Origin of the sequence: Pseudomonas izuensis, assembly GCF_009861505.1 — a bacterium.
Lineage (GTDB): Bacteria > Pseudomonadota > Gammaproteobacteria > Pseudomonadales > Pseudomonadaceae > Aquipseudomonas > Aquipseudomonas izuensis.
In genome coordinates, this window is the sequence record NZ_WTFT01000048.1 from 4,341 (window position 1) to 28,206 (window position 23,866).

Genomic DNA, 23,866 nt, shown 5'->3' on the forward strand with positions numbered 1-23,866 from the left:
CGGCCTGACAGCCGACCTGATTGAGGGGCGGGTACGCGTACTCCTGTAGGAGCTGGCTTGCCAGCGAAGACGGCGGCACAGCGAGCGTCAATATCGGCTGTGCCGCCGCTTTCGCTGGCAAGCCAGCTCCTACAGAGCAGACCTCGGTTAAATCCGCGCCAGTGCCTGAGCCAGGTCCGCCCGCAGGTCTTCGACATCCTCGACTCCCACGGACAACCGTACCAGCGCATCGCCGATACCCAGTTGGGCGCGGGTGGCGGCGGGGATGGTGGCGTGGGTCATGATGGCCGGGTGTTCGATCAGGCTTTCCACGCCGCCCAGGCTCTCGGCCAGGGCGAAGATCTGCACGTTTTCAAGGAAGCGTTTCGAGCCGGCGAGGTCGGTGTTCAGGTCCAGGGAGATCATCCCGCCGAAGCCGCGCATTTGCTTGCGCGCCAGTTCGTGCTGCGGGTGCGAGGGCAGGCCGGGGTAGTAGACCCGTGCCACCTGCGGTTGCCGTTCCAGCCATTGCGCCAGTTCCATTGCGTTGCTGCAGTGGCGTTCCATGCGCAGCGCCAAAGTCTTCACGCCGCGCAGGGTGAGGAAAGCGTCGAACGGTCCGGCGATGGCCCCCACCGCGTTCTGCAGGAAGCCCAGGCGCTCGGCCAGTTCGGCGTCCTGCCCGACCACGGCGATGCCGCCGATCACGTCAGAGTGGCCATTGAGGTACTTGGTCGTCGAGTGCAGCACGATGTCGAAACCCAGCTCCAGCGGACGCTGAATCCAGGGGCTGGCAAAGGTGTTGTCGGCCACGCAGATGATGCCGCGGTCACGGCAGGTGCGGGCGATGGCGGCCAGGTCGGTGAGGCGCAGCAGGGGATTGCTCGGTGTCTCGACCATCACCATGCGCGTGTCATCCTGCAACGCCGCTTCGAAGGCGCCCGGTACGGTCAGGTCGACATAGCTGAAACGGTGTCCGGCACTGCGTTGGCGCACCTTGTCGAACAGGCGGAACGTCCCGCCATACAAATCGTTGCCGGAGACAATGTGCGACCCGGCATCGAGCAGTTCAAGTACGGCAGAGATCGTCGCCAGCCCGGAGGCGAAGGCGAAGCCCCGGGTGCCGCCTTCGAGATCCGCCACACAGCGTTCCAGTGCAAAACGTGTCGGGTTGTGCGAGCGCCCGTAGTCGAAGCCTTTGTGCACGCCGGGACTGTCTTGCAGATAAGTGGAGTTGGCATAGATCGGTGGCATCAGCGCCCCGGTGGTGGGGTCCGGCGTTTGTCCGGCGTGGATCACCCGGGTGGCAAATCCGCGTGGCGCGGCGTTTTTATCGTGCTGAGTCATGCAAGGGTTCTCCGTAAGTGATTGAGCATGTCGACCCGGGTGATCAGGCCGTGGAAACCCGAGGCGTCGGCGATGATTGCCACCAGCCCGCGGTCGAGCACTTCTTGCAGTTGCGCCCGGCTGGCGTCGGGAGCCAGGGTTTGCAGTTTGTCGGTCATGGCGCTGGTCACGGTCATGCGAAAGTGCGCGTCGCCGTTCTGCACGTTCAACAGAATGTCGGACTCATCGATCACCCCGACCAGTTGCTTGCCACCCACCAGCACCGGCAATTGCGAGACATCCGCCAGGCGCATGCGCTGGAACGCGGTGAGCAGAGTGTCATCGGGCCCCACGCTGATTACTCGGCCATCCTCGAAGCGCCGCGCGATCAGGTCGCGCAGGTCGCCGTAGTGTTTGCTCTGCAGCAGGCCCTGATCGGACATCCACTGATCGTTGTAGACCTTCGACAGGTAGCGGGTGCCGGTGTCGCAGACGAAGCTGACCACCCGTTTCGGCTCGGTCTGTTCACGGCAATAACGCAGTGCCGCCGCGAGCAGGGTGCCGGTCGAAGAACCGCCGAGGATGCCTTCGGCACGCAGCAGTTGGCGGGCGTGATCGAAGCTTTCCTCGTCGCTGATCGAGTAGGCATGACGCACGCTGGACAGGTCGGCAATCGACGGAATGAAGTCTTCGCCAATGCCTTCCACGGCCCAGGAACCGGGTGTGCCGAGGGTGCCGCTGCGGCTGTATTCGGCCATCACCGAACCGACGGGGTCGGCCAGGACCATTTCCAGGTCTGGCTGCACGCGATTGAAGAACCGGGTCAGCCCGGTCAGGGTACCGGCCGAGCCGACGCCAACGACGATGGCATCGACGTCGTGCTGGGTCTGCGCCCAGATCTCGGGCGCCGTGCTGTATTCGTGGGCCAGCGGGTTGGCCGGGTTGTTGAACTGATCGGCGAAGAAGGCGTCGGGAATTTCCTCGGCCAGCCGTGCGGCAACGTCTTGATAGTAGTCGGGGTGACCCTTGCCGACATCGGAGCGGGTGATGTGCACTTCGGCGCCCATCGCCTTGAGGTGCAGCACCTTCTCGGTGGACATCTTGTCCGGCACCACCAGTACCACCCGGTAACCCTTGGCACGGCCGACCAGGGCCAGGCCCAGGCCGGTGTTGCCGGCAGTGGCTTCGACGATGGTGCCACCGGGCTTGAGACGGCCATCACGCTCGGCGGCATCGATCATCGCCAGACCAATGCGGTCCTTGATCGAACCGCCGGGATTCTGTGATTCGAGCTTGAGAAACAGGGTACAGGGACCGGTATCGAAACGGCTGACACGCACCAGCGGCGTGTTGCCGATGAGTTCGAGCACGGCAGGGCGGGAGTCGTTCGGCATGGCGTCACCTCGCTGCATGGATCCACGATGAATGGCCAGCGATCGGCGGCGAGTCATCGCGCCGATCGCGGCAATGCTTCGTCTGGACCATAGGCCCGGATCGTCATACGCGCAACCGGCCGGGCGAAGGTACCCCCGACATTGGGGAAATTCCCTGTGATTGGTTGGCTTTATGGGGAGTGTTGCCGCTGAACCAAGTGCCTAGAGCGTGGCCGTGATCATCAGCAGATTGACCTGTTGCATCAGCTCTGTGACCGTCGCCAGGCTCCCGGTTTGCAGGGTCGCCATGATCAATACCTGGTTCGGAGTGAGGGCCAATGTTGCCAGAGGCTGGATGTGCGGCATGCTCCTTTGCGCAAGGCCGATGGCGGCCGCCAAGACCCGCGCCGCCGCGGCGGCCACGCAGACCGCCACCATGACGATCACGATGGCTGCGAGCACAGCCATCCATACCGCCAGCGTTGTTTCCCCCGCCATGAGTGCCTCCGCGATTGCGCCAAGGTGGGTGTTTACCCTTGGGCGAAATCAGCCAAAGCAAGGCGCGGGCCAGCTTTGATGACGGTGTGCGACGGCTAGCGAAACCGTTCTGGCAGGGCCTCGGCAAACGGATAAAAAGAAAACCACGGCCTGGCTTCGTCGATGACCCGCTGGAACGAAGGTCGTTGGATCAAACGCTCGAAATAGGCATTCAAGTGCGGGCAGTCGTCGGGAAGCGGCACGAGGGTGCTGGCATAGAACAGGGCCGGGGCGGCAGAGCAATCGGCCAGGCTGAAGCCAGGGCTGGCCACCCAGGTGTTTTGCGACAACTGGCGTTCGAGCATGCCGTAGGCGGTCCGCAGGGTGGCCTGTTGTTTGGTCAGGTCGCCGTGGGTGGCGTACAGGCGATCGGCGACGATCTGTTGCAGCGGCCCCTGGATGTATTGGTCGAAAAAACGATCCCACAGCCGTACCTGCAACGCAGTGTCCCAATCCTCGGGAATCAACGGATGTTGGCCGCCATACAAACGGTCCAGGTACTCGATGATGACACTTGATTCCGGCACGTCTCGCTGCCGGGCGTGGTCGCGGATCACCGGGAATTTAATGAGTGGCCACAGCGCTTCGAGCTCTGCCCGGTCGGTCGGGCTTGAGAGGTCGATGAGGCGCTTTTCGAATTCGATGTCGTGTTCGTAGAGCGCGATCAGCACTTTGTGACAGAACGATGAAAGAGGGTGGTAGTACAGAGTCAGGGCCATCTTGCGTCTCCTCGGTACGGAAGTGAAAAAGCAGTATCGACCATCACTCGACAGGGCGCGAGGTTCGATGCGGGCCGGGGACATTAATGAAAACCGGTGGGGTGGATTTTCAGATACGACGTGTGGCCGTGCCTGTGTACGACAGGCCTTATCCCTCCACGAAAACTACTTTCACCTTGTTTGATAATTACGTCTCGAAATGTTTTAAGAGTTTCACCAACGCTTGACCTGTAGGAGCTGGCTTGCCAGCGAAGACGTCCGTTCAGTCAATAAATATAGGGTCTGACCCACCGCATTCGCTGGCAAGCCAGCTCCTACACGGGGATGCGTACGCCCAATCCATCCGTGTGTCAGCCGCTAAAAAACTCGAAAGCCTGAAGCCCATGCTCACCCATCGGGCGCGTCATCTTGCGCGTCCGAATTGGCAACGAAACACCCCAATAACGATAAGAAAACACCCAGGAGCCCCGTATGTACAACCGAGCAATCCCCGCCGCCATTCTCCTTGCCACCGGCTCGATGTGCGTCCAGGCCGCAGACACCAACGCCCATGGTTTTCTCGAAGACAGCAAGGCCACGCTGTCGATGCGAACCCTGTATTTCAACAGCGACAACCGCGACGGCAGTGCTGCCCCTTCTAAAACCGAAGAAACCGCCCAGGGTTTCGTGCTGCGCTACGAGTCTGGTTTCACCCAGGGCCCAGTCGGTTTCGGCCTCGATGCCCAGGCCCTGCTCGGGGTGACGCTCGACAGCGGAACGGGGCGCCACGTCGGCAGCGGCATGATCCCGACCGACGGTGACGGTGCTGCCGACACCTGGAGCAGCTTTGGCCCGACGGCAAAGATGCGCATCAGCAAAACCGAGTTGCGCTACGGCACGCTGCTGCCAAAACTGCCGATTCTGATCTCCAACGATGCCCGTGTATTGCCTCAGTCATTCATCGGCACCCAGATCACCTCGAAAGACATCGATGGCTTGACCCTGACCGGCGGTTTGCTGGAGCACGCCGTGGGACGTGCCTCGACGGATCGCACCGGTCTGTCGGTCGCCGGCGCCACTCGGGACAGCAACAAATTCTCCTTCGCCGGTGGCGACTACGAGGTCACCAAAACCCTCAAGGCCCAGTATTACGTCGCGCAGCTGGAGGATTTCTATAACCAGAACTTCTTCGGGCTGACCCACCTCCTGCCGTTCGACGACGGCAGTTCGATCACCACCGACCTGCGCTACTTCCGCACCACGTCGAGCGGTGCCAACAGCTCGGCCGCGGGCCGGGCGCAGGGTTATCGGGTGTCGGGTTATACCCGGGACGACGACGGTGAAATCGACAACAGCACCTGGGCCGCGATGATCACTTATGCCAATGGCGGCCACGCGGTGGCGTTGGGGTATCAGCGGGTAGGGGACGGCAGCAACTTCGTGCAGCCGAACCAGGGCAGCCTGCCGGACAAAGGCGCCGGTGGCGGCAGTGTCTACCTGCCCACCGACCGCATGATCCAGAGCTTTACCCGCGCCGGCGAGCAGACCGGTTTCGGTCAGTACACCTACGACTTCGTGGCGCTGGGCGTGCCGGGGCTGAAAGCGTCGATCGTGTATCTGAAGGGGACCGGCATCAAGACGCAAGATGCCGGGGATCAATCGGAGTGGGAACGCGACATGACCCTGGACTACGTGATTCAGTCGGGCACGTTCAAAAACATCGGCTTCTCGTTGCGCAACGGCCAGTCAAACACTGACGCGGGCCGTGATGTCGATCAGAGCCGCTTCATCATCAACTACGCGATTCCGTTGATGTAATCCGTCCGCAAAGCGGCCCGGCTTGCGCGGGTGTACGCCCCCCCCCTGTAGGAGCTGGCTTGCCAGCGAAAGCGTATTGTCAGTCGATATTGATGTTGACTGTGCCGCCGTCTTCGCTGCGATGCGGCGACCCGACAAGCCAGCTCCTACAGGAGGTCGCGTATGTCCGGTTTTGTGCGACGGATCAACCCTTGTCCGCGGGTGTTTTTTTCAGGCGATAGGCCAGCGCCGGACGCGTCAGGCCCAGCAAGCGTGCCGCTTCCGAGACGTTTTGCTGGCTGCGTTCCATGGCCGCGTGAATCAGTGCGTCCTCCACCGAGTCCAGCGCAATACCGCTGTCGATGATCTTGTCGATCCAGTCCTGGCCGGGGGGCGCAGTGGCCTTGACCAGCCGACCGTCACTGGCCAGGCCTATGCTTTCGGCCAGTTGCGGCGAGTGCGGGAAGAGGGCATCGACGGTGATGCTCTGGTTCTCATCGGTAATGATCACGCCCCGTTCCATCAGGTTTTCCAGCTCGCGGATGTTGCCGGGCCAGTCGTACTGAAGGCACATCTGCAAGGCCCGGTCAGACAGGCCCAGGGTCTTTTTCTTGTAGCTGGCGTGGAGTTTTTCCAGGAAGTGTTCGATCAACAGCGGGATGTCTTCGCGACGGTCACGCAAGGCCGGGATACGCACCGGAAACACGTTCAGGCGATAGAACAGGTCAGCCCGAAAACGCCCTTGCTTGACCGCACTTTCGAGGTCCTCATGGGTGGCGGTGATGACACGTACATCGACCTTGCGGGTCTGCGAGTCACCGACCCGTTCCAGTTCCTGCTCCTGCAACACCCGCAGCAAAGTGGCCTGCGCCCGTGGGCTCAATTCGACGATTTCATCGAGAAACAGCGTACCGCCATTGGCTCGTTCGAAGCGGCCCATGCGCGACTGCTGGGCGCCGGTGTAGGCGCCTTTCTCCACGCCGAACAGCTCGGCCTCGATCAGGTCCGGCGGGATCGCGGCGCAGTTCAGCGCGATGAACGGCCCGCCGGCGCGCTCGCTGCGCAAGTGCAGGCTGCGGGCGATGACTTCCTTGCCCACGCCGGTTTCGCCCAGCAGTAACACCGACGCCTTGCCCAGGGCCACCTTGTCGATCAGTGAACAGGTGCGGCGATAGATCGCCGACTGGCCGATGCCATAAAACTTGCCTGCCTCGATCTGCAAGCGCTGGCGCATGTTCGCCACTTGCACCTGCAACGCTTGCAGTTCATCGATGATCGGATCGCTTTGGAAGTAACGCATGATCTCCTCGGCATCGTCCCATTGCTCGGCCGGTTTGCCGATGATCCGGCACTGGGCGTCACCGCAACCGCGGCAGCTGACCTCTTTGTAGATGATCTGCCGACCGAGGAAAAACGAGCTGTAGCTGATGGCATAACCGAGCAGCATCCAGCACACCGGCTGCTCGGAGTGCAGGTTTTCGCTCTGGCAGTTTTCCACTTCGAAGGAGTCTTGCCATTCGATGTCCGCATAGAACTGGCCATTCTCCAGGTCGATGTCGATTGCCTGCGGGCGAACGTTGACCATGCCCTTGAGCGAGTGCAATTGCGGGCCGGTAAAGAACATTTCGATATCGCTGCCGTGGGGTCGCAACTTGCGCGCCAGCTCGGCGTCCTTGAGCCCGGACTGATAGCCCAGGCGCAGAAAAAATCCCTTGGCGCGTTCGACGCCGAGCATTTCGATCAGCTCGCGTCTGCACGACGCCATCATCGACACCTGGATCAACAACATGCGCTGTTCGTCCAGCCAGATTTTTCCCTCACGCCCGTGAAAGCGAACCTGATCGCTCAGGTCCTTGAGCGGTGGCGGGAGCTGGGAAGCCTTGTACGTGGTGATCATTCACTGCGCCCCTGGGGTTGTAGTTATTGGGGTGGTGACGCGCTCCGCTCAGGCCATGGCGGTTTTTTTACGCATCGATAGCGACCGGTATTTTTCAGGCAAGGCAGGTCGGTTTCTCTTTTTCTAAGCGGCCTGAAAGCGAGTGAAAAGTCAATCGCCACGTGATTGGTTCATTTGATCGAAGGCACCGCGGATGATTGAGCAAATGATCAATTTGACGGCTCGGTGGACGGGCTCTTCAACGAGTCTTGATCGCCAGTGTACGACGATTGAGTGTCATAACTATTTGTATTTAAAGGCAAAAAAATTAATTTAAGACGAGTTTTCAGCGCTGGCACCCTTGTTGCTCCGTACCCCGAACATAACAAGGGAGTACCCGAGCATGAACTCACCCGCCAGCACTTTCGATCAGATGCCGCGCTACATCCGCGTGCGCAGCGGCCCTGAAGACACCTTCGTCGAATTCGATTTCGCCATCGGCTTTCCCGACCTCTTCGTCGAGCTGGTGCTGCCGCGCCAGGCGTTCCGCCTGTTCTGCGAAAACAACCGGGTGCAGCACATGGACACGCAGATGTCCGCGGCCCTCGACGCCGATGCGCGCAAGTGGCGCTACGGCGAAACCCGCGACGCGGACTGAGCCGACCCTATCCCGAGACATCCCTAAAGAACAATAACCACAGGAGTCCACTCCATGAGTGTCGAGATCAAGACGACCACCGTCGAGACGATCCGCAACACCTTCAGCCACACCCGTCGCCGGTTTGGCGACAAGGTCGCCAGCCGTTATCAGGAAGCCAGTTTCGACCTGGAGTCGGCGACCAATTTCCACTACCGGCCGCTGTGGCAGCCGGACAAGCTGCTCAACGATGCCACCCGCACCGCGGTGGTCATGGCCGACTGGTACGCGGTCAGCGACCCGCGCCAGTACTACTACGGCGCCTACGTCCAGGCCCGGGCGAAGATGCAGGAAAACGCCGAGCACGATTACGCCTTCTGCGAAAAGCGCGACATGCTCGCCGGCCTGTCCAGCACCAATGTCCAGTTGATCAGCAAGCTGCTGTTGCCGCTGCGTCACGCCGAGATGGGCGCCAACATGAACAACAGCAACATCGCCGCCGATGGCTTCGGCACCAGCGTCACGCAGATGCACATGTTCCAGGCCATGGACCGTTTGGGCATCGCCCAGTACCTGTCGCGGATCGGTCTGATGCTCGATGACGGCGACGTGTTGCTGCTGACCCAGGCCAAGCAGCAGTGGCTCAACGATCCGGCGTGGCAGGGCATGCGCCGCTACGTCGAGGACACCCTGGTGGTTCGCGACTGGTTCGAACTGACCGTGGCGCAGAACCTGGTCAGCGACGGTCTGGTGTACCCGCTGCTATTCCACAAACTCGACGAGCAACTGTCGGCCAATGGCGCCGGCCAGGTCGGCATGCTCACCGAATTCATGCGCCGGTGGTTCGCCGAAAGCCAGCGCTGGGTCGATGGCCTGCTCAAGACTGTGGTCAACGAAAGTGCGGCCAACAAGACGCTCGTGCAGGGTTGGATCGATCACTGGAGCCTGCGCTCGGTGGAGGCACTGCAACCGCTGGCTGGCTTGGGTCTGGATGTATCGGCACTCGATGCGGTGTGCAGCGAATTTAGCGCTCGCCTGAAAAAAATCGGCCTCTCAGGAGCCCAATCATGACTTCCCTCGTCTACATGAACCTGCAGGACACCGACTACGCCCGATCGATCGTCGACGCCATCGTGCAGGACAACCCCCACGCCGAGATCCAGCACCAGCCCTCGATGATCCGCATCGAGGCCGAAGGCCGCCTGGATATCCGTCGCGACACGGTGGAACAGCTCACCGGCAGCCCCTGGGACATCCAGGAAATGCTGATGTACGTGATCACCCTGGGCGGCAATGTCGTGGAAGAGGACGACAGCTTTTCCCTGTACTGGAACAACTGATCGAGCTTGCCGCCACTGATCCATAACAAGAATTCGGGAGCACCATCATGGCCGTGAAAAAACGCCTCAATGCGAAAGAAAAATATCGCTGCATAACCCGTGACCTGGACTGGGAACCCAGCTACCAGACCCACGAAGACATCTACCCTCATGAGCGCTTCGAAGGGATCAAGATCACCGACTGGGACAAGTGGGAAGACCCGTTTCGCCTGACCATGGACACTTACTGGAAATACCAGGCCGAGAAAGAGAAAAAGCTCTACGCGATCTTCGATGCGTTCTCGCAAAACAACGGCCATACCACGCTGTCGGACGCTCGTTATGTCAACGCGCTGAAGCTGTTTCTGTCGGGTGTCACGCCGCTGGAATACCAGGCCTATCAGGGCTTCGCGAGGGTCGGTCGGCAGTTCAGCGGCGCCGGTGCGCGTATCGCCTGCCAGATGCAGGCCATCGACGAACTGCGCCACGTGCAGACCCAGATCCATGCCATGAGTCACTACAACAAGCACTTCAATGGCCTGCATGATTTCGCCCATATGCACGACCGCGTGTGGTTCCTCTCGGTGCCCAAGTCGTTCTTCGAGGATGCACGGACGGCGGGCCCGTTCGAATTCCTGACGGCGATTTCGTTTTCGTTCGAATACGTGCTGACCAACTTGCTATTCGTGCCCTTCATGTCGGGCGCGGCGTTCAACGGCGACATGGCCACCGTCACCTTCGGCTTCTCCGCGCAGTCCGACGAAGCCCGGCACATGACCCTGGGCCTGGAAGTGATCAAGTTCCTGCTGGAGCAGCACGAAGACAACGTGCCGATCATCCAGCGCTGGATCGATAAGTGGTTCTGGCGCGGCTACCGCCTGCTGACGCTGGTGGGGATGATGATGGACTACATGCTGCCCAACAAAGTCATGTCCTGGTCCGAAGCCTGGGGCGTTTACTTCGAAGAGGCGGGCGGGGCGCTGTTCAAGGACCTGGAACGCTACGGCATCCGCCCGCCCAAGCACGTCGAAGAGGCGAACATCGGTAAGGACCACGTCAGTCATCAGGCCTGGTCGATCTTCTACCAGTACAGCCAGGCGACCAACTTCCATACCTGGATGCCCACTGACGAAGAGCTGGATTGGTTGTCTTCCAAGTATCCGGACACCTTCGACAAAATCTACCGCCCACGCTTTGAACACTGGCGTGCGCTGCAAGAGAAGGGCGAGCGCTTCTACAACCCGACGCTGCCGATGCTCTGCCAGATTTGCCAGATCCCGCTGTCGTTCGGCGAGCCGGACGACCCGACGACCCTCAGCCATCGCAGCGCCGAGCACGAAGGCGAGCGCTATCACTTCTGCTCCCAGGGTTGCTGCGACATCTTCGAATACGAGCCGACCAAATACATCCAGGCCTGGCTGCCGGTGCACCAGATCCTGCAGGGCAACTGCGGTGGCGGCGATGTCGAGTCGGTGGTGCGCGACTACTACAACATCAACCCCGGCCAGGACAACTTCGAATACCTGGACTCCACCGAGCATCGACGCTGGCAGGACTGGCACCCGGCCAAGGCCGGCTGACCCAACCAAGAACCACTGTAGGAGCGAGCCTGCTCGCGAAAAACGTCAGGACAACGCGTGCATTCAGGTGTCCCGCGTCATCGTTGTCGACCATCGCGAGCAAGCTCGCTCCTACAGTTCAACCGACAAAAAATAAGGAAAACGATCATGCCCGTGACAGCCATCGGCGCCTACAACGCCCAACCCCTGGACCGCCAGGAAAACTTCCACGGCCTGCAACTGGTGTACCTGTGCTGGGAAAAACACCTGATGTTCTGCGCACCCTTTACCTTTCCACTGCCACCGGCGATGCCGTTCGGCGACTTCATCGAGCAGGTGGTCAAGCCCTCGATTGCCCAACACCCGGATGCGGCGCGGGTCGATTTCAGCCAGGCGCTGTGGCGCCTCAACGACCGGCCGCTCACCCCGGACAACGCAGCGAGCCTGATTGCCAATGGCATCGACCACAAGAGCCTGCTGCACCTCAACACCCCAGGCTTGAACGGCATTGCCGGCAGCTTCAACTGAGGACACGGCCATGAGTTACCAAGTCACCATCGAACCCACTGGCGAACAGATCGAAGTCGAAGAAGGGCAGACCATTCTCCAGGCCGCGTTGCGCCAGGGCGTCTGGCTGCCGTTTGCCTGCGGCCATGGCACCTGCGCCACCTGCAAGGTCCAGGTGCTGGAAGGGGAAGCGGACCTGGGCGCGGCGTCGTCCTTTGCGTTGATGGACATGGAACGTGATGAAGGCAAGGTATTGGCGTGCTGCGCGATCCCGCAAAGCGACATGGTGATCGAAGCCGACATTGATGCCGACCCGGATTTCCTCGGGCATCCGGTCGAGGACTATCGCGCGGTGGTCAGCGCGCTGGTTGACTTGTCGCCGACCGTCAAGGGCGTGCACCTCAAGCTTGATCGGCCCATGGCCTTTCAGGCAGGGCAATACATCAACCTGCAATTGCCCGGCATCGAAGGTACGCGGGCCTTCTCGCTGGCCAATCCGCCGAGCCGTGCCGATGAAGTCGAACTGCATGTACGGCGGGTCGAAGGTGGGCTGGCCACCGGCATGATTCATGACGAGTTGAAGGTCGGCGATGCAGTGGATCTGTCCGGACCCTACGGGCAGTTTTTCGTCCGTGGCTCGCAAAGCGGTGACCTGATTTTCATCGCCGGCGGTTCGGGTTTGTCGAGCCCGCAGTCAATGATTCTCGACCTGCTGGAAGCGGGGGACAGTCGGCAGATCGTGTTGTTCCAGGGGGCGCGCAATCGCGCCGAACTGTACAACCGCGAGCTGTTCGAGGCACTGGCCCGGGATCACGCCAACTTCACCTACGTGCCGGCGCTCAGCCAGGCGGTGGAAGATACCGAATGGACCGGCTTCAAGGGCTATGTACATGACGCGGCCAAGCAGTATTTCGACGGCCGTTTCAGCAGTCGCAAGGCCTACCTGTGTGGGCCGCCGGTGATGATCGACTCGGCCATCACCTGCCTGATGCAAGGGCGCTTGTTCGAGCGCGACATCTTCATGGAACGCTTCTACAGCGCCGCTGATGGGGGCGAGTCGACCCAGCGTTCCGCGCTTTTCAAGCGCATCTGAGTACTTACAACTCCCAGACCACCACAAACCCACTGTAGGAGCGAGCCTGCTCGCGATGAGGGCATCACATTCAACACTTTCGTTGACTGTCGAACCGCAATCGCGAGCAGGCTCGCTCCTACAGGTAATGGGTGTGCCCAACCGATAACAACAAAAAAGGTTGAACTGCATGACTCGCACCACAAAACAACTGATCGTGACCGCTGCTTTGACCGCCTTGCCTCTGGTGGCCCATGCCACCGAAGGCGGCGGTACTTCCTACCCGCTGGGGGCGGAAAACTACATGTCCGGGGCGATGCCGCCACCGGGTTTCTACGGGCAACTGTTCGTCACTCACTATGAAGCCGACAACCTGCGCGGCAACGATGGCCGCAAACTCCCGGTGGATTTTCGCGTGCGTGCCAACGCCGTCACCCCGCGGCTGATCTGGGTCAGCGACTACACCCTGTTCGGTGCCAGCGTGGCGTTGCACGCCATCGTGCCGCTGGTAGATCTCAAGGTTGAACTCAATGGCCAGTCACAAAGCAAACAAGGCCTGGGCGACGTGATCTTCGGTCCGGCGCTGGGCTTTCACCACAGCGAAAAATTCCACAGCATTCTCGCCCTGGACATGATCGCCCCGACCGGTCGCTACGACCGTGGCGACCTGGCCAACACCGGGCGCAATTACTGGGTGATCGAACCGGTCTACGCGATGTCGTACATCGACCCGGACGGGCTCAACCTCGATGCCAAGATCATGTACGACTTCAACCGCGAAAATCCGGCGACCGACTACCGTTCGGGCCAGGAATTTCATGTCGACTATGCCGTCGGCTGGGGCCTGGGTAACGGCTGGGTATTGGGCGTTGGCGGCTACTACTACCGACAGACCACCGACGACCGCCAGAACGGCGAGACGATTGAAAACAACAAGGGGCGTGCGCTGGCCATCGGGCCTTCGATCAAATACACCAGCAAGGCGGGATGGTTCGTCACGGGGAAATGGGAGCAGGAAACGGAAGTGCGCAACCGCGCGCAGGGCAATGCCTATTGGATGAAATTGACCGTACCGTTTTGAGATTGCGGCCCACGATCTTGTGATCACTGCAAAACCCTGTAGGAGCGAGCCTGCTCGCGATGAGGCCGGCACGTTCAACATCAACGTTGCCTGACAGGCCCTCATCGCGAGCAGGCTCGCTCCTACAGTTTATTTAGCGGTTGGCAGTGGCGGGGTACGCGGTGGGATCAGGCGCTTGCTCCCGGTCGATTCGAATGCCGCGGCAAAACGCAGCAGTGCCGAGTCGTCATAGGCTCGGCCGGCAAAGGTCAGGCCGACCGGCATGCCGATATCCGGCATGACACCCATTGGCACCGTGACGGTCGGAACGCCCAGATGACGGATCGCGAGGTTGCCGTTGGCCACCCAGATACCGTTGCTCCAGGCGATGTCCGCGGACACCGGATTGACATCGGCATCCGCCGGGCCAACGTCGGCGACTGTCGGGAACAACACCGCATCCAGGCCCAGCCGATCCATCCAGTCCTCGAGATCGATCTTGCGGGTCTGCTCAAGCCCGCGCAAACCGTCAGGCACCGTGCTGATCTGGTCCCACGGCGTGATGCCGCGCTCGGCCATCTTCACGTACTCGTCCATCCCGGCGGCCAGGTCGCCCTCGCGGTTGGGCAGCGTTCCAGGGTCATGGGGGAAAATCTGCGGGCCGTCGACGTCCACCAGGCGGTTCAATTTCGGGTCGCCGTTGGCTTGCAGGAAATCATCGAAGGCCCAGGCCGTCAGGTCCCACAGCTCATGGTGCAGGAACTCCTTGGACACGATCCCGCGATTGAACACGGTCGGCGCGCCAGGACGATCGCCTTCGCAATTGGACACCAGCGGGAAATCGACTTCGAGCACTTCGGCACCGGCGGCTTCGAGGGCCTTGCGGGCTTGCTCCCAAAGACCGATCACTGAAGGACGGGTGTTGATACGTTGCCCGGTCGGGCCACCGATACCGGGTGCTTCGCTGGTGCCCGCTTCAGGGTCGGCGTTGATGTACATTTTCGGAATGCCGAAGCGCTTGCCGGCAAGCGAATCGGCTTTTGCCGCAAGCTCCAGATAGGAAGCAGGGCGTACCGAGGCCACGCTCGGAATCGGCACCCAGGGTTGCAGGCGCCACAGGTCGCCACGGGTATCGGTATCTTCAGCCACTACCACATCGAGCACTTCGAGCAGGTCCGCCATGGTCCGGGCGAACGGCACGACCACGTCCATGGTCGGCGTCAGCGGCCAGTTGCCGCGCACCGAGATCACCCCGCGCGAAGGCGTGTAGGCGCACAAGCCGTTGTTCGACGCCGGGCCACGACCGCTCGACCAGGTTTCCTCGGCCAGGCCGAAAGCGGCGAAACTGGCGGCGGTGGCGGTGCCGGCGCCGTTCGATGAACCCGAGGCGAACGGGGCGGTGAGGTAGCCAGCGTTGTACGGGCTCTCGGCACGGCCATAGACCCCGCGCTGCATACCGCCATTGGCCATCGGTGGCATGTTGGTCTTGCCCAGACAGATCGCCCCGGCGGCGCGCAGGCGCTCGATGGTGAACGCATCGCGGTAGGCAATCAGATCCTTGAAGGCCGGGCTGCCCGACGCGGCGGTCAACCCCTTGACCAGATAACTGTCCTTGGCCGTGTAGGGAATGCCATCGAGCGGCCCCAGCGTTTCACCCCCGGCGCGACGGGCATCGGACGCCTGCGCTTCCTTCAACGCCTCCGGGTTGCGCACCACCACGGCATTGAGCGCGGTAGGGGTGTCGGGGCCATCGTAGGCATCGATGCGGGCAAGGTAAGCCTGCACCAGCTCGACCGCCGTGGTCTGGCCGGATTCGAGCGCGGTGCGCAGTTGGGCAATGGAAACTTCAGTGACTTGGATCATGCGGTCAGTACCGGCAGTAGAGGGGGAATATGGTGAGTGTTTGCCTGGCGGGGATCTTGAGCACAGGAGCTTCACTTCTCTTTAAAGGTTTTTCATAACGTTACTGGTTGCACAGCCTTACTCGACAGAAGTGGGATTTCAACCTTGGTGTTGATTTTTTTTAACTAAGGCGGGGCAAGTCGTCACCGTCACCTGCATTTCCTTGAAAAAGCGCCCCTCCGACCGCTCGGTCACTTTCCCGATATTTTTTTTCGAAGCGTGTTGACAGTCCGATTCGTTCAAAACTAATCTGCATACAGCGCTGCACACATGACAGCGCACAGAGATGTTGATTTGTACCTTCCTGCCTACAAGAACGAAATTATCGGAGAGGTCAAAATGGCTCGGTTCCTTCCTCGCACCATCCGCAACATGCTCGTTTGTGCATCCGCCATTGGCGCGCTGCTCACTCAGGTCCCAGCCCAGGCGGCTGATGTTTCACTCTGGAAAGACATACAGAAAGCCGGCGTCCTGCGCTGCGGAGCGGCGGTTGCCGCGCCTTACGTCATGCGCGATGCCCGCTCTGGTGAATACAGCGGCTACTTCGTGGACCTGTGCCGGGACTTCGGCGAGAAGGTGTTGAAGGTGAAGGTCGAGTTCGTCGACACCAACTGGGACAACCTGGTGGCCGGGCTGCAAGGTGGCAAATGGGACATGGCCATGGCGCTTAATCAGACCCCGGAACGCGCACTCGCCGTAGGCTTTTCGGTGCCAGCCACGGACTATCAGGTGTCGTTTCTGATCAACAAGGACAACCCGAAACTGGCCAATGCGGGCAACACCCTCGCCGATTTCGACAAGCCTGAAGTGACCTTCGCGGTCATGTCCGGGACCGCCCAGGACAAGGCCATTTCCGGATCGATCAAGCAGGGCAAGATCATGCGCCTGCCAGGCATGGACGAGGTTCGGCTGGCGGTCATGTCCAAGCGCGCCGACGTGCTGGTCGATGCCAGCGACACCAATCACCTGTTTGCGGTAGCGAACCCCGGATGGTCGAAGGAAGTGCTGCCCAAACCCGCGCTGGCCAAGCAGGGCGTAGCGTTTGGTGTCCGCCGTGATGTCAGCCCCGCTGACTTGCAGACGCTGAACATCTACATCTCCCAGCGACGCGAGACCGGCGAGATCGACGCCCTGGTCGACAAGGCTTCGCAACTGGCCAACGCCGACAAAACCCCTCAGTAAACCCTGCCGATGTCGAGCGCGCGGCGGGCTGCGCGCTCCCGGAGAATGATCAATGAAAGCTTCCAATCTGGCAGCGGTGCCGGCACGGCCTCTGCACGTGCGCGAAACGCCCTGCGGCGAGTTCATTCAGCTGCGTGACGTGTACAAATCCTACGGCGAAAACCTGGTGGTGATGGACCACCTGGACCTGGATATGCGCGCCGACGATCGACTGGTCATCATCGGTCCCAGCGGCAGCGGCAAAAGCTCTCTGCTGCGGGTAATGATGGGGCTCGAAAGCATTCAGGGCGGCACCATCCGTTTCCAGGGCAAGCCCTACATCGATGGCAATGCCCGAGGCAAAGGCAAGCCCATGGATTGCTCGCTGCAAACCCAGGTGGGCATGGTGTTTCAGCACTACACCCTGTTTCCGCACCTGTCAGTGCTGGGCAACCTGATCCTGGCTCCGATGAAAGTGCATGGCCTGTCGAAAACCCAGGCCACCGAAAAAGCCAGGGCGTTGCTTGCCCGGTTGGGCCTGGAAAGCAAACTCAACGTTTACCCCAGCCAGCTGTCCGGCGGCCAGAAACAGCGTGTAGCCATTGCCCGCGCCCTGATGCTCGAACCCAAGCTGATGCTGTTCGACGAGGTCACCTCGGCGCTCGATCCGGAAATGGTCATCGAAGTGCAGAACGTGATGCTGCAACTGGCCGAGCAGAAGATGGCGATGATCATCGTCACCCACGACATGCATTTCGCCCGGCATATCGCCACCCGCGTGGTGTTTTGCGCCAACGGCAAAGTGGTCGAGCAAGGCCATCCCGATCAGTTGTTCACCCAGCCCAGGGAACCGCGCACCCGCGAGTTCCTGGAAAAAGTGCTGCACCTGGATTGAGGATCAATTCATGAACTATCAATTTGACTTCAACTTTCTCCAGGGCAACTTCGGCCTGCTGTGGGATGGCCTGAAAGTCACACTGCAATTGGCTTTGGTGTCGAACATCGTCGGGCTTGTGCTGGGTTTTGGTCTGTGTCTGCTGACCTTGAGCCGCTGGTTTTTCCTGCGTTGGCCGGCCCAGCTGTTCATCGAGTTTTTCCGCTGCACACCGGTGCTGTTGCAGATCGTCTGGTTCTTCTACTGCGTGCCGATGCTCTTCGATGTGTTCATCGACCCGATCACCATGGGCGTGCTTGCCCTGGGGTTGAACCTGACCGCGTTCAATGCCGAAGCCTATCGGGCCGGCGTTCAGGCCGTACCCCGTGAACACCTGGATGCCTGCGTCGCCCTGGGGCTGAGGCCCTGGCAGCGCACCCTCTACGTGATTCTTCCCCAGGCGTTGCGCAGTGCCGTGCCGGTGCTGATGACCAACGGCATCTCGATCCTGCAGCAGAGTGCACTGGTGGCGATCGTGGCGGTAGGGGACTTGATGTACGTCGGCAAAAGCATCGCCACCGAAGCCTATCGCCCGCTGGAAACCTACTCGCTGATCGCGCTCATCTACTTCGCCCTGTCGCTGCCCATCGCCCAGTTCGTGCAGTGGCTGGAACGACGTCAGGACGCTGCGCTCGCGCGCTGAGGAGACTGTCATGAACCTTGATTTCACCGTGGTGTTTTCTTACTGGCAAGCCTTGTTGCAGGGGCTGGCGCTGACGCTGGCGTTCACCGCCGGCTGCGCGATCCTGGGCAGTGTGTGCGGGTTCTTCTTGAGCCTGTTGCGTGCAAGCCACCATCGCTGGTTGAGCGTACCGGCCGGGCTCTATGTGGAACTGTTTCGCGGCACGCCGTTGTTGATTCAGCTGTTCTGGGTGTTTTTCTGTTTCCCGGTGGTGTTCGGCGTCGATATCCCGCCCTACCTGTCGGTGCTGCTGGCGCTGACCCTGTACATGACCGCGATCACCAGCGAGACCTTCCGTGGCGCGCTCAAATCCATTCCGGGTGAGCAGCACGACGCATGCGTTGCGTTGGGCCTGGCCTCGTGGAACAAAACCATTTTCGTCGTGTTTCCCCAGGCCTTGCTGCGGGGTATTCCGCCGCTGCTCTCCAACGTGGTTTCGCTGTTCAAGGAGAGCGCGCTGATTTCCTCGGTGGGCATCGCCGACCTGATGTTCGTCGGCCAGAACATCTCCAACAGCACGGCCCGCCCGGTCGAGTTTCTCTCGGCGGTGGCTGTCATCTATTTCCTCGTGGCGTTCCCGCTGACCCGCCTGGTCGGCGTGGTCGAGACGCGGATGCTGCGTCGTTATGCGTACTAACCCCAACCCTCGTATCCAAATCCGTGGAGTGTCTGCAATGACTCAACTCAAAGGCATCCTGCCTGCCCTGGTCACACCGTTCGACAAGGCCGGCAAGGTCAATTACGACATGCTCTCCAACATCATCGAGCATCAACTCAAGGCCGGCGTCACCGGCTTCGTGCCGCTGGGGTCCACCGGTGAGTACTACGCGCTGACCAATGAAGAGCGTCGGCAGATTCTGGCCACCGTGCGTGAAGTGGTGGGTGACCGTGGTGTGCTGATTGCCGGTGCCAATGGCTCCTGCACCCGCGAGGTGATCGAGCAGGTCAAACAGACCCGCGATGCGGGCTACACCAACCTGCTGATCGCGCCGCCTTACTACGCATTGCCTTCACAGGATGAGCTGATCGGTCACTACCAGGCCATTCTCGACGCGGCACCGGACATCAACGTGGTGCTGTACAACTACCCGGTCCGCACCAACGTTGAAGTCGGCTTCGGCGTGCTGGAAGCGTTCAAGGACAACAAACGCGTGATCGCGATCAAGGAAAGCAGCGGCAACCTGCTGCGTGCCATCGAAATCGGCAACACCTACAAGGACCACTATCAGTTGTCCTGCGGGTCCGATGACCAGGCGCTGGACTTCTTCCTGTGGGGCGCGACCAGCTGGATCTGCGGCCCGGCCAACTGCCTGACCCAACAGGTTTGTGATTTCTACAGCAAATACACAACGGGCGATCAGGACGGTGCCCAGGCCATCGTGCGCTCGCTGTTCCCGGTTCTGGCCGACATGGAGTCCGGCAAGTTCATTCAGAAGGTCAAGTACGGCTGTGAGTTGGCCGGCTTCGATGCCGGCAATGCACGGATGCCGCTGCAACCGCTGACCACCGAGGAGAAGGCCGGTTTCCGCAAGGCTTTCGAACTGGCATTGGGCTGATATGGGTTGGCTGCCGCATCGGTCGCCACGCCCGGTCGATGCGGCGCTACGGAGTGAGATGAGATGACCCGACACGTATTCAACTGTATCGAAGGCCACACCGAGGGTATGCCGGTACGCATGGTGATCGCCGGGGCCCCGTCGCTCAAAGGCGAAACCATGAGCGAGCGGCGTGCGCATTTCGTGGCGCAGTACGACTGGATCCGTCGCACCCTGATGCTCGAACCGCGAGGTCATTCGCACATGTCGGGCACGATCTTCTATCCGCCGATGCGCGAGGACAGTGACTTCAGTCTGTTGTTCATCGAGACCTCGGGCTGCCTGCCGATGTGCGGGCACGCCACCCTGGGTTCGATTACCTTTGCGCTGGAGGCCGGCCTGATCGAGCCAAAGGTGCCAGGTGTGGTCGTGGTGGATGTACCGGCGGGACAGATTCACGCCACTTACACCCGCAACGGCGACAAAGTCAGTTCGGTGTGTTTCACCAACGTGCCGTCGTTCCTGTTGCACCGTGACTTGACCCTCGACTTTCCACCCTTGGGATCGTTGAACGTCGACATTGCCTACGGCGGCAATTTCTATCCGATTATCGAGGTGCAACCCAACTTTCCGGGTTGCGAGCATTTCAGCCCACAGCAACTGCTGGAATGGGGGCGCGACATACAGGATCTGATCAACCGGACCGTGGAGGTGGTTCATCCGCAAAACCCGGCGATCAGGGGCGTCAACCATTGCCTGTGGACCGGTTCGCCGCTGTCGGGCGAGTCTCAGGGAAGGGCTGTGGTGATTGCCGGCGCGAGTCTGATCGATCGCTCCCCATGCGGGACCGGCAGCTCGGCCCGGGTCGCCCAGCGCTTTGCTCGCGGCTGGCTGGCGCAAGGCGCGGCCTATCGCCACGAAAGCCTGATCGGCAGTTATTTCATCGGCCGCGTGGCGCAGCAGCTTGAATTGGAGGACGGCCGCCAGGCGATTCGCCCCAGTATCGAAGGACGGGCGTGGATTACCGGGCGCGCGGAGTTTATGGTCGACGATACCCAACCCTGGTGGGACGGCTTCAGTCTGGAAGATTTCGCCGCTCCAGCCTCAGCTCAAGAGAGTTCCCTATGACGCCGCTGCAGTCCGTTGCACAAGCCCCCGTCCTGCTGGAAAAGGCCGTCGTGGTCGGCGGGGGGATCGTTGGCGTTTGCTGTGCCCTCTATCTGCAACGGGAAGGCTATGCGGTCACCTTGATCGATCCCGCCGCGGCAGGCGACAGCACGGCCAAGTGGAGTTGCGGGCAGATGGCGGTCGGCGAAGTCATTCCGCTGTCCAAACCGGGGATCCTGAAAAAAATACCGGGCTGGCTGCTCGATCAGAAAGGCCCGCTGGCGCTCCGGCCCAGCGCCTTGCCTGGCATATTGCCGTGGTTCCTGCGTTTTCTGGCTTGTGCCCGGCATTCGAAGATTGCCGAAATTGCCCAGGACATGGCGACCCTCACACGCCATGTCTATGACGACTATGCGCCTTTGCTGGCGGCTTGCCCGGACAAAACGCTGATGGGCGAACGCCCGGTCATTGAGGTGTTCGATACGCCCTCGGGCATCGAACACGAGCGTGAGCATCTGGAACTGCGCAAGGCGCTGGGCTTCAAGTCACAGGTGCTGGACGCTGGCGCCATCGCCGATCTTGAACCGGCGTTGGCCGGCAAATTCAGCCATGGCCTGCTGTTTTCGGACTGGCGCGCGGTCAGCGATACCAAAGGGTTTATCGCCGCGCTGACCCAGAGTTTTATCGAGCAGGGCGGGGTGAGGGTGCGCGGGCAGGTCAAACGGATCGATGAAGTGGCCGATCGCGCCAGCGGCGTCACGCTCGCCAACGGTGAGCGCTTCGCCGCCGATCATGTGGTGATCGCGGCCGGGACCGGCTCGCGGCAGTTTTTCGAGCAGCTCGGTGAGCAGGTTCCACTGGCCGGGATTGCCGGCTACCAGGTGCTGTTGCCCAATCCGGGCGTGGAGTTTCGTCACTCGGTGATTTATGCCGACGGCGGTTTTTGCTTCAGCCCGATGACCCGTGGCTTGCAGATCGGCGGCACCATCGAGTTCGCCGGCCCGAATGCCGAACCCAACTTCAAGCGCGCCGAGATCATTCTGGAAAAGGCCCGCAAGATCCTTCCCCGGCTGCAACTGGACAGCAGTGAATACGGCGTCGGCTACCGTCCGTTTCTGCCCGATACCAAACCCGTTATCGACCGCAGCGCCCGTTTTTCGAATGTGTTCCTGGCGTTCGGCCACGGTCAGCTCGGCCTGACCCTGGGCGCCACCACCGGACGCCTCATTACCGACATGGTCGCCGGGCGCACACCCGCCCAGGACCTCACCCCTTTTAGCGCCAAGCGTTTTGCCCTTGTTGGAGGCCATGCATGAAATCCCGTGACCAGCTCTATATCGACGGCCAGTGGGTCCGCCCCAAGCTCGGCGGCACCTTTGACACCCTTGATCCGAGCGACGAATCGGTCATCGCCCAGGTGGCGGCGGCCACCTCGGAAGATATTGAACTGGCAGTGAACGCTGCACGCCGGGCGTTTGATGACGGCCCGTGGCCGCAGATGACCGGCGCCGAACGCGCGACGATTCTGCGGGCCATCGCCAATGGCATTCGCGAACGTCAAGAGGAATTGGCCGAACTTGAAGTGCGGGATAACGGCAAACCTCTGCCCGAAGCGCTGTGGGACATCGGTGATACGGCCGGGTGCTTTGACTTTTATGCGGGCCTGGCCGAAGACCTTGATGGTCGTCGCGAGCAGAATATTTCGCTGGCCGACGAGCGTTTCAGTTCAATCGCTCGCAAAGAGCCGGTGGGTGTCGCCGGGGCGATCATCCCCTGGAATTTCCCCATGCTGATGGCCGCCTGGAAAGTTGCCCCGGCCCTGGCCGCCGGCTGCTGCATGGTGCTCAAGCCGTCGGAGCTGACGCCGCTGACTGCTCTGGAACTGGCGGACATTGCCCATCAGGCCGGTTTGCCGGCCGGTGTACTCAATGTCGTGACTGGCCTCGGTGCCGATGCCGGCGCACCACTGAGCGAGCATCCCGGTATCGACAAACTGGCGTTTACCGGCAGCGTTCCGACCGGCACGCGGATCATGCAGGCCGCTGCCCGGGATATCAAAAACATCAGCCTGGAACTGGGCGGCAAGTCCCCGTTCATCATCTTCGATGACAGCGATATCGAAGCGGCGGTCGAATGGATCATGTTCGGGATTTTCTGGAATCAGGGCGAGGTGTGTTCGGCCACCTCAAGGGTGCTGGTCCAGCGGGATTTGTATGAGCCGCTGCTCAAGCGGCTGGTCGAGCAGACTCAGCGCCTGAGCATCGGCAACGGCATGCACGAGGGTGTCTTGCTCGGGCCGCTGGTCAATCGCGGCCAGTATGACAAGGTGCTGGCGGCCATCGTCCGCGGCAAGGAGGAGGGTGCCACGCTGCTCACCGGCGGCACCCGTCCGGCGCACTGCGAAAAGGGCTATTTCCTGACGCCGGCGATTTTCGCCGACGTGCCAGAGGACAGCTGGATCTGGAACGAGGAGATCTTCGGACCCGTGGTTTGCGTGCGTCCATTCGACGATGAAGCCCAGGCGTTGCGCAGTGCCAACGACTCGCGTTTTGGTCTGGCGGCCGCAGTGATGTCCCGCGATTTGGTCCGTGCCGAACGCGTCGCCCGCCGGCTGCGCGCGGGTATCGTCTGGATCAACTGCTCGCAACCGACCTTTACCGAAGCCCCGTGGGGCGGCTACAAGCAAAGCGGTATCGGTCGCGAACTGGGGGAGTGGGGCTTGAACAATTACCTGGAAACCAAGCAAATCACCCGCTATGACAGTGAGCAGCCGTGGGGCTGGTACATCAAGTAAAGGAACCCGCC

The 23,866-nt window shown here is 61.1% G+C and carries 22 protein-coding genes; 16 read left to right on the plus strand and 6 right to left on the minus strand.

The genetic code is table 11. The features are described 5' to 3' along the window. Positions 1-147: 147 nt before the first annotated feature. The 4 genes from GPL81_RS28455 to GPL81_RS28470 all read right to left on the minus strand — a co-directional run bounded on the left by GPL81_RS28455 (position 148) and on the right by GPL81_RS28470 (position 3,934). On the minus strand, positions 148-1,326 hold the full coding sequence (locus GPL81_RS28455) for a trans-sulfuration enzyme family protein (RefSeq protein ID WP_160109426.1): 1,179 nt from the start codon (positions 1,324-1,326) through the stop codon (positions 148-150). Further along, a complete protein-coding gene (locus tag GPL81_RS28460) occupies positions 1,323-2,699 on the minus strand; it encodes a pyridoxal-phosphate dependent enzyme (protein WP_096515452.1) in 1,377 nt (458 codons plus the stop codon). Before GPL81_RS28460 ends, GPL81_RS28455 begins: the two co-directional genes overlap by 4 nt. Before the next feature lie 201 nt (positions 2,700-2,900). Then, positions 2,901-3,176: a hypothetical protein gene (locus tag GPL81_RS28465; protein WP_160109427.1), complete on the minus strand. Its 276-nt coding sequence runs from the start codon at positions 3,174-3,176 to the stop codon at positions 2,901-2,903. 95 nt (positions 3,177-3,271) lie between these two features. Then, positions 3,272-3,934 (minus strand): glutathione S-transferase family protein, encoded by a 663-nt coding sequence (locus GPL81_RS28470; RefSeq protein WP_160109428.1) that lies wholly within the window; start codon positions 3,932-3,934, stop codon positions 3,272-3,274. A 471-nt stretch (positions 3,935-4,405) separates the two neighbouring features. Between GPL81_RS28470 and GPL81_RS28475 the strand changes: the two genes are divergently transcribed. Beyond that, positions 4,406-5,731 (plus strand): OprD family porin, encoded by a 1,326-nt coding sequence (locus GPL81_RS28475; protein WP_160109429.1) that lies wholly within the window; start codon positions 4,406-4,408, stop codon positions 5,729-5,731. 184 nt (positions 5,732-5,915) lie between these two features. Here GPL81_RS28475 and GPL81_RS28480 read toward each other — a convergent pair whose 3' ends face one another. Beyond that, the gene (locus GPL81_RS28480; protein ID WP_160109430.1) at positions 5,916-7,607 is read right to left on the minus strand and encodes a sigma-54-dependent Fis family transcriptional regulator; all 1,692 of its coding nucleotides are present in this window, start codon (positions 7,605-7,607) and stop codon (positions 5,916-5,918) included. 382 nt (positions 7,608-7,989) lie between these two features. Here GPL81_RS28480 and GPL81_RS28485 point away from each other — a divergent pair, with 382 nt between their 5' ends. The 7 genes from GPL81_RS28485 to GPL81_RS28515 all read left to right on the plus strand — a co-directional run bounded on the left by GPL81_RS28485 (position 7,990) and on the right by GPL81_RS28515 (position 13,761). Next, the gene (locus GPL81_RS28485; RefSeq protein WP_160109431.1) at positions 7,990-8,244 is read left to right on the plus strand and encodes a phenol hydroxylase subunit; all 255 of its coding nucleotides are present in this window, start codon (positions 7,990-7,992) and stop codon (positions 8,242-8,244) included. 54 nt (positions 8,245-8,298) lie between these two features. Continuing rightward, entirely contained in the window at positions 8,299-9,294 is a 996-nt protein-coding gene (locus tag GPL81_RS28490) for an aromatic/alkene monooxygenase hydroxylase subunit beta (protein ID WP_160109432.1), read from the plus strand. Next, complete coding sequence (locus tag GPL81_RS28495) at positions 9,291-9,563, plus strand: MmoB/DmpM family protein (RefSeq protein WP_160109433.1); 273 nt, start codon at positions 9,291-9,293, stop codon at positions 9,561-9,563. Before GPL81_RS28490 ends, GPL81_RS28495 begins: the two co-directional genes overlap by 4 nt. Before the next feature lie 47 nt (positions 9,564-9,610). After that, positions 9,611-11,122 carry an aromatic/alkene/methane monooxygenase hydroxylase/oxygenase subunit alpha gene (locus tag GPL81_RS28500; protein WP_160109434.1) on the plus strand — a complete coding sequence of 504 codons (1,512 nt, stop codon included), beginning with the start codon at positions 9,611-9,613 and terminating at the stop codon, positions 11,120-11,122. A 147-nt stretch (positions 11,123-11,269) separates the two neighbouring features. After that, the gene (locus GPL81_RS28505) at positions 11,270-11,629 is read left to right on the plus strand and encodes a phenol hydroxylase subunit P4 (protein WP_096512130.1); all 360 of its coding nucleotides are present in this window, start codon (positions 11,270-11,272) and stop codon (positions 11,627-11,629) included. A gap of 10 nt (positions 11,630-11,639) precedes the next feature. Next, entirely contained in the window at positions 11,640-12,701 is a 1,062-nt protein-coding gene (locus tag GPL81_RS28510; protein ID WP_160109435.1) for an NADH:ubiquinone reductase (Na(+)-transporting) subunit F, read from the plus strand. A gap of 169 nt (positions 12,702-12,870) precedes the next feature. Next, a complete protein-coding gene (locus GPL81_RS28515) occupies positions 12,871-13,761 on the plus strand; it encodes a SphA family protein (RefSeq protein WP_160109436.1) in 891 nt (296 codons plus the stop codon). Between the two features lie 129 nt (positions 13,762-13,890). Here the strand turns inward: GPL81_RS28515 and GPL81_RS28520 are convergent, their stop codons facing one another. Then, complete coding sequence (locus GPL81_RS28520; protein WP_160109437.1) at positions 13,891-15,603, minus strand: amidase; 1,713 nt, start codon at positions 15,601-15,603, stop codon at positions 13,891-13,893. Between the two features lie 378 nt (positions 15,604-15,981). On the opposite strand from GPL81_RS28520, the gene GPL81_RS28525 reads away from it, so the two are divergent. The 8 genes from GPL81_RS28525 (at position 15,982) to GPL81_RS28560 (ending at position 23,855) form a co-directional block, all read left to right on the plus strand. Beyond that, positions 15,982-16,824 carry a transporter substrate-binding domain-containing protein gene (locus GPL81_RS28525; protein WP_096515450.1) on the plus strand — a complete coding sequence of 281 codons (843 nt, stop codon included), beginning with the start codon at positions 15,982-15,984 and terminating at the stop codon, positions 16,822-16,824. Between the two features lie 52 nt (positions 16,825-16,876). Continuing rightward, positions 16,877-17,698: an amino acid ABC transporter ATP-binding protein gene (locus tag GPL81_RS28530; protein ID WP_128607484.1), complete on the plus strand. Its 822-nt coding sequence runs from the start codon at positions 16,877-16,879 to the stop codon at positions 17,696-17,698. 10 nt (positions 17,699-17,708) lie between these two features. After that, complete coding sequence (locus tag GPL81_RS28535) at positions 17,709-18,380, plus strand: amino acid ABC transporter permease (protein WP_096512125.1); 672 nt, start codon at positions 17,709-17,711, stop codon at positions 18,378-18,380. 10 nt (positions 18,381-18,390) lie between these two features. Beyond that, positions 18,391-19,056, plus strand: a complete 666-nt coding sequence (locus tag GPL81_RS28540) for an amino acid ABC transporter permease (RefSeq protein ID WP_160109438.1) — start codon at positions 18,391-18,393, stop codon at positions 19,054-19,056. 37 nt (positions 19,057-19,093) lie between these two features. Continuing rightward, positions 19,094-19,975 carry a dihydrodipicolinate synthase family protein gene (locus GPL81_RS28545; RefSeq protein ID WP_160109439.1) on the plus strand — a complete coding sequence of 294 codons (882 nt, stop codon included), beginning with the start codon at positions 19,094-19,096 and terminating at the stop codon, positions 19,973-19,975. Positions 19,976-20,038: 63 nt separating this feature from the next. Beyond that, complete coding sequence (locus GPL81_RS28550; RefSeq protein ID WP_160109440.1) at positions 20,039-21,082, plus strand: 4-hydroxyproline epimerase; 1,044 nt, start codon at positions 20,039-20,041, stop codon at positions 21,080-21,082. Continuing rightward, on the plus strand, positions 21,079-22,377 hold the full coding sequence (locus tag GPL81_RS28555) for an NAD(P)/FAD-dependent oxidoreductase (protein ID WP_160109441.1): 1,299 nt from the start codon (positions 21,079-21,081) through the stop codon (positions 22,375-22,377). The genes GPL81_RS28550 and GPL81_RS28555 overlap by 4 nt, the downstream gene beginning before the upstream one ends. Then, on the plus strand, positions 22,374-23,855 hold the full coding sequence (locus GPL81_RS28560; protein WP_160109442.1) for an aldehyde dehydrogenase family protein: 1,482 nt from the start codon (positions 22,374-22,376) through the stop codon (positions 23,853-23,855). Before GPL81_RS28555 ends, GPL81_RS28560 begins: the two co-directional genes overlap by 4 nt. Positions 23,856-23,866: the final 11 nt, after the last annotated feature.

What these genes read in the sequence shown, in the direction of transcription:
- GPL81_RS28500 (WP_160109434.1), top strand. Translation starts at nt 9,611, where the DNA reads ATGGCCGTGAAAAAACGCCTCAATGCGAAAGAAAAATATCGCTGCATA.
- GPL81_RS28530 (WP_128607484.1), top strand. Translation starts at nt 16,877, where the DNA reads ATGAAAGCTTCCAATCTGGCAGCGGTGCCGGCACGGCCTCTGCACGTG.
- GPL81_RS28515 (WP_160109436.1), top strand. Translation starts at nt 12,871, where the DNA reads ATGACTCGCACCACAAAACAACTGATCGTGACCGCTGCTTTGACCGCC.
- GPL81_RS28535 (WP_096512125.1), top strand. Translation starts at nt 17,709, where the DNA reads ATGAACTATCAATTTGACTTCAACTTTCTCCAGGGCAACTTCGGCCTG.
- GPL81_RS28545 (WP_160109439.1), top strand. Translation starts at nt 19,094, where the DNA reads ATGACTCAACTCAAAGGCATCCTGCCTGCCCTGGTCACACCGTTCGAC.
- GPL81_RS28465 (WP_160109427.1), bottom strand. Translation starts at nt 3,176, where the DNA reads ATGGCGGGGGAAACAACGCTGGCGGTATGGATGGCTGTGCTCGCAGCC.
- GPL81_RS28455 (WP_160109426.1), bottom strand. Translation starts at nt 1,326, where the DNA reads ATGACTCAGCACGATAAAAACGCCGCGCCACGCGGATTTGCCACCCGG.
- GPL81_RS28520 (WP_160109437.1), bottom strand. Translation starts at nt 15,603, where the DNA reads ATGATCCAAGTCACTGAAGTTTCCATTGCCCAACTGCGCACCGCGCTC.
- GPL81_RS28490 (WP_160109432.1), top strand. Translation starts at nt 8,299, where the DNA reads ATGAGTGTCGAGATCAAGACGACCACCGTCGAGACGATCCGCAACACC.
- GPL81_RS28485 (WP_160109431.1), top strand. Translation starts at nt 7,990, where the DNA reads ATGAACTCACCCGCCAGCACTTTCGATCAGATGCCGCGCTACATCCGC.
- GPL81_RS28505 (WP_096512130.1), top strand. Translation starts at nt 11,270, where the DNA reads ATGCCCGTGACAGCCATCGGCGCCTACAACGCCCAACCCCTGGACCGC.
- GPL81_RS28480 (WP_160109430.1), bottom strand. Translation starts at nt 7,607, where the DNA reads ATGATCACCACGTACAAGGCTTCCCAGCTCCCGCCACCGCTCAAGGAC.
- GPL81_RS28495 (WP_160109433.1), top strand. Translation starts at nt 9,291, where the DNA reads ATGACTTCCCTCGTCTACATGAACCTGCAGGACACCGACTACGCCCGA.
- GPL81_RS28540 (WP_160109438.1), top strand. Translation starts at nt 18,391, where the DNA reads ATGAACCTTGATTTCACCGTGGTGTTTTCTTACTGGCAAGCCTTGTTG.
- GPL81_RS28460 (WP_096515452.1), bottom strand. Translation starts at nt 2,699, where the DNA reads ATGCCGAACGACTCCCGCCCTGCCGTGCTCGAACTCATCGGCAACACG.
- GPL81_RS28475 (WP_160109429.1), top strand. Translation starts at nt 4,406, where the DNA reads ATGTACAACCGAGCAATCCCCGCCGCCATTCTCCTTGCCACCGGCTCG.
- GPL81_RS28470 (WP_160109428.1), bottom strand. Translation starts at nt 3,934, where the DNA reads ATGGCCCTGACTCTGTACTACCACCCTCTTTCATCGTTCTGTCACAAA.
- GPL81_RS28525 (WP_096515450.1), top strand. Translation starts at nt 15,982, where the DNA reads ATGGCTCGGTTCCTTCCTCGCACCATCCGCAACATGCTCGTTTGTGCA.
- GPL81_RS28560 (WP_160109442.1), top strand. Translation starts at nt 22,374, where the DNA reads ATGAAATCCCGTGACCAGCTCTATATCGACGGCCAGTGGGTCCGCCCC.
- GPL81_RS28550 (WP_160109440.1), top strand. Translation starts at nt 20,039, where the DNA reads ATGACCCGACACGTATTCAACTGTATCGAAGGCCACACCGAGGGTATG.
- GPL81_RS28510 (WP_160109435.1), top strand. Translation starts at nt 11,640, where the DNA reads ATGAGTTACCAAGTCACCATCGAACCCACTGGCGAACAGATCGAAGTC.
- GPL81_RS28555 (WP_160109441.1), top strand. Translation starts at nt 21,079, where the DNA reads ATGACGCCGCTGCAGTCCGTTGCACAAGCCCCCGTCCTGCTGGAAAAG.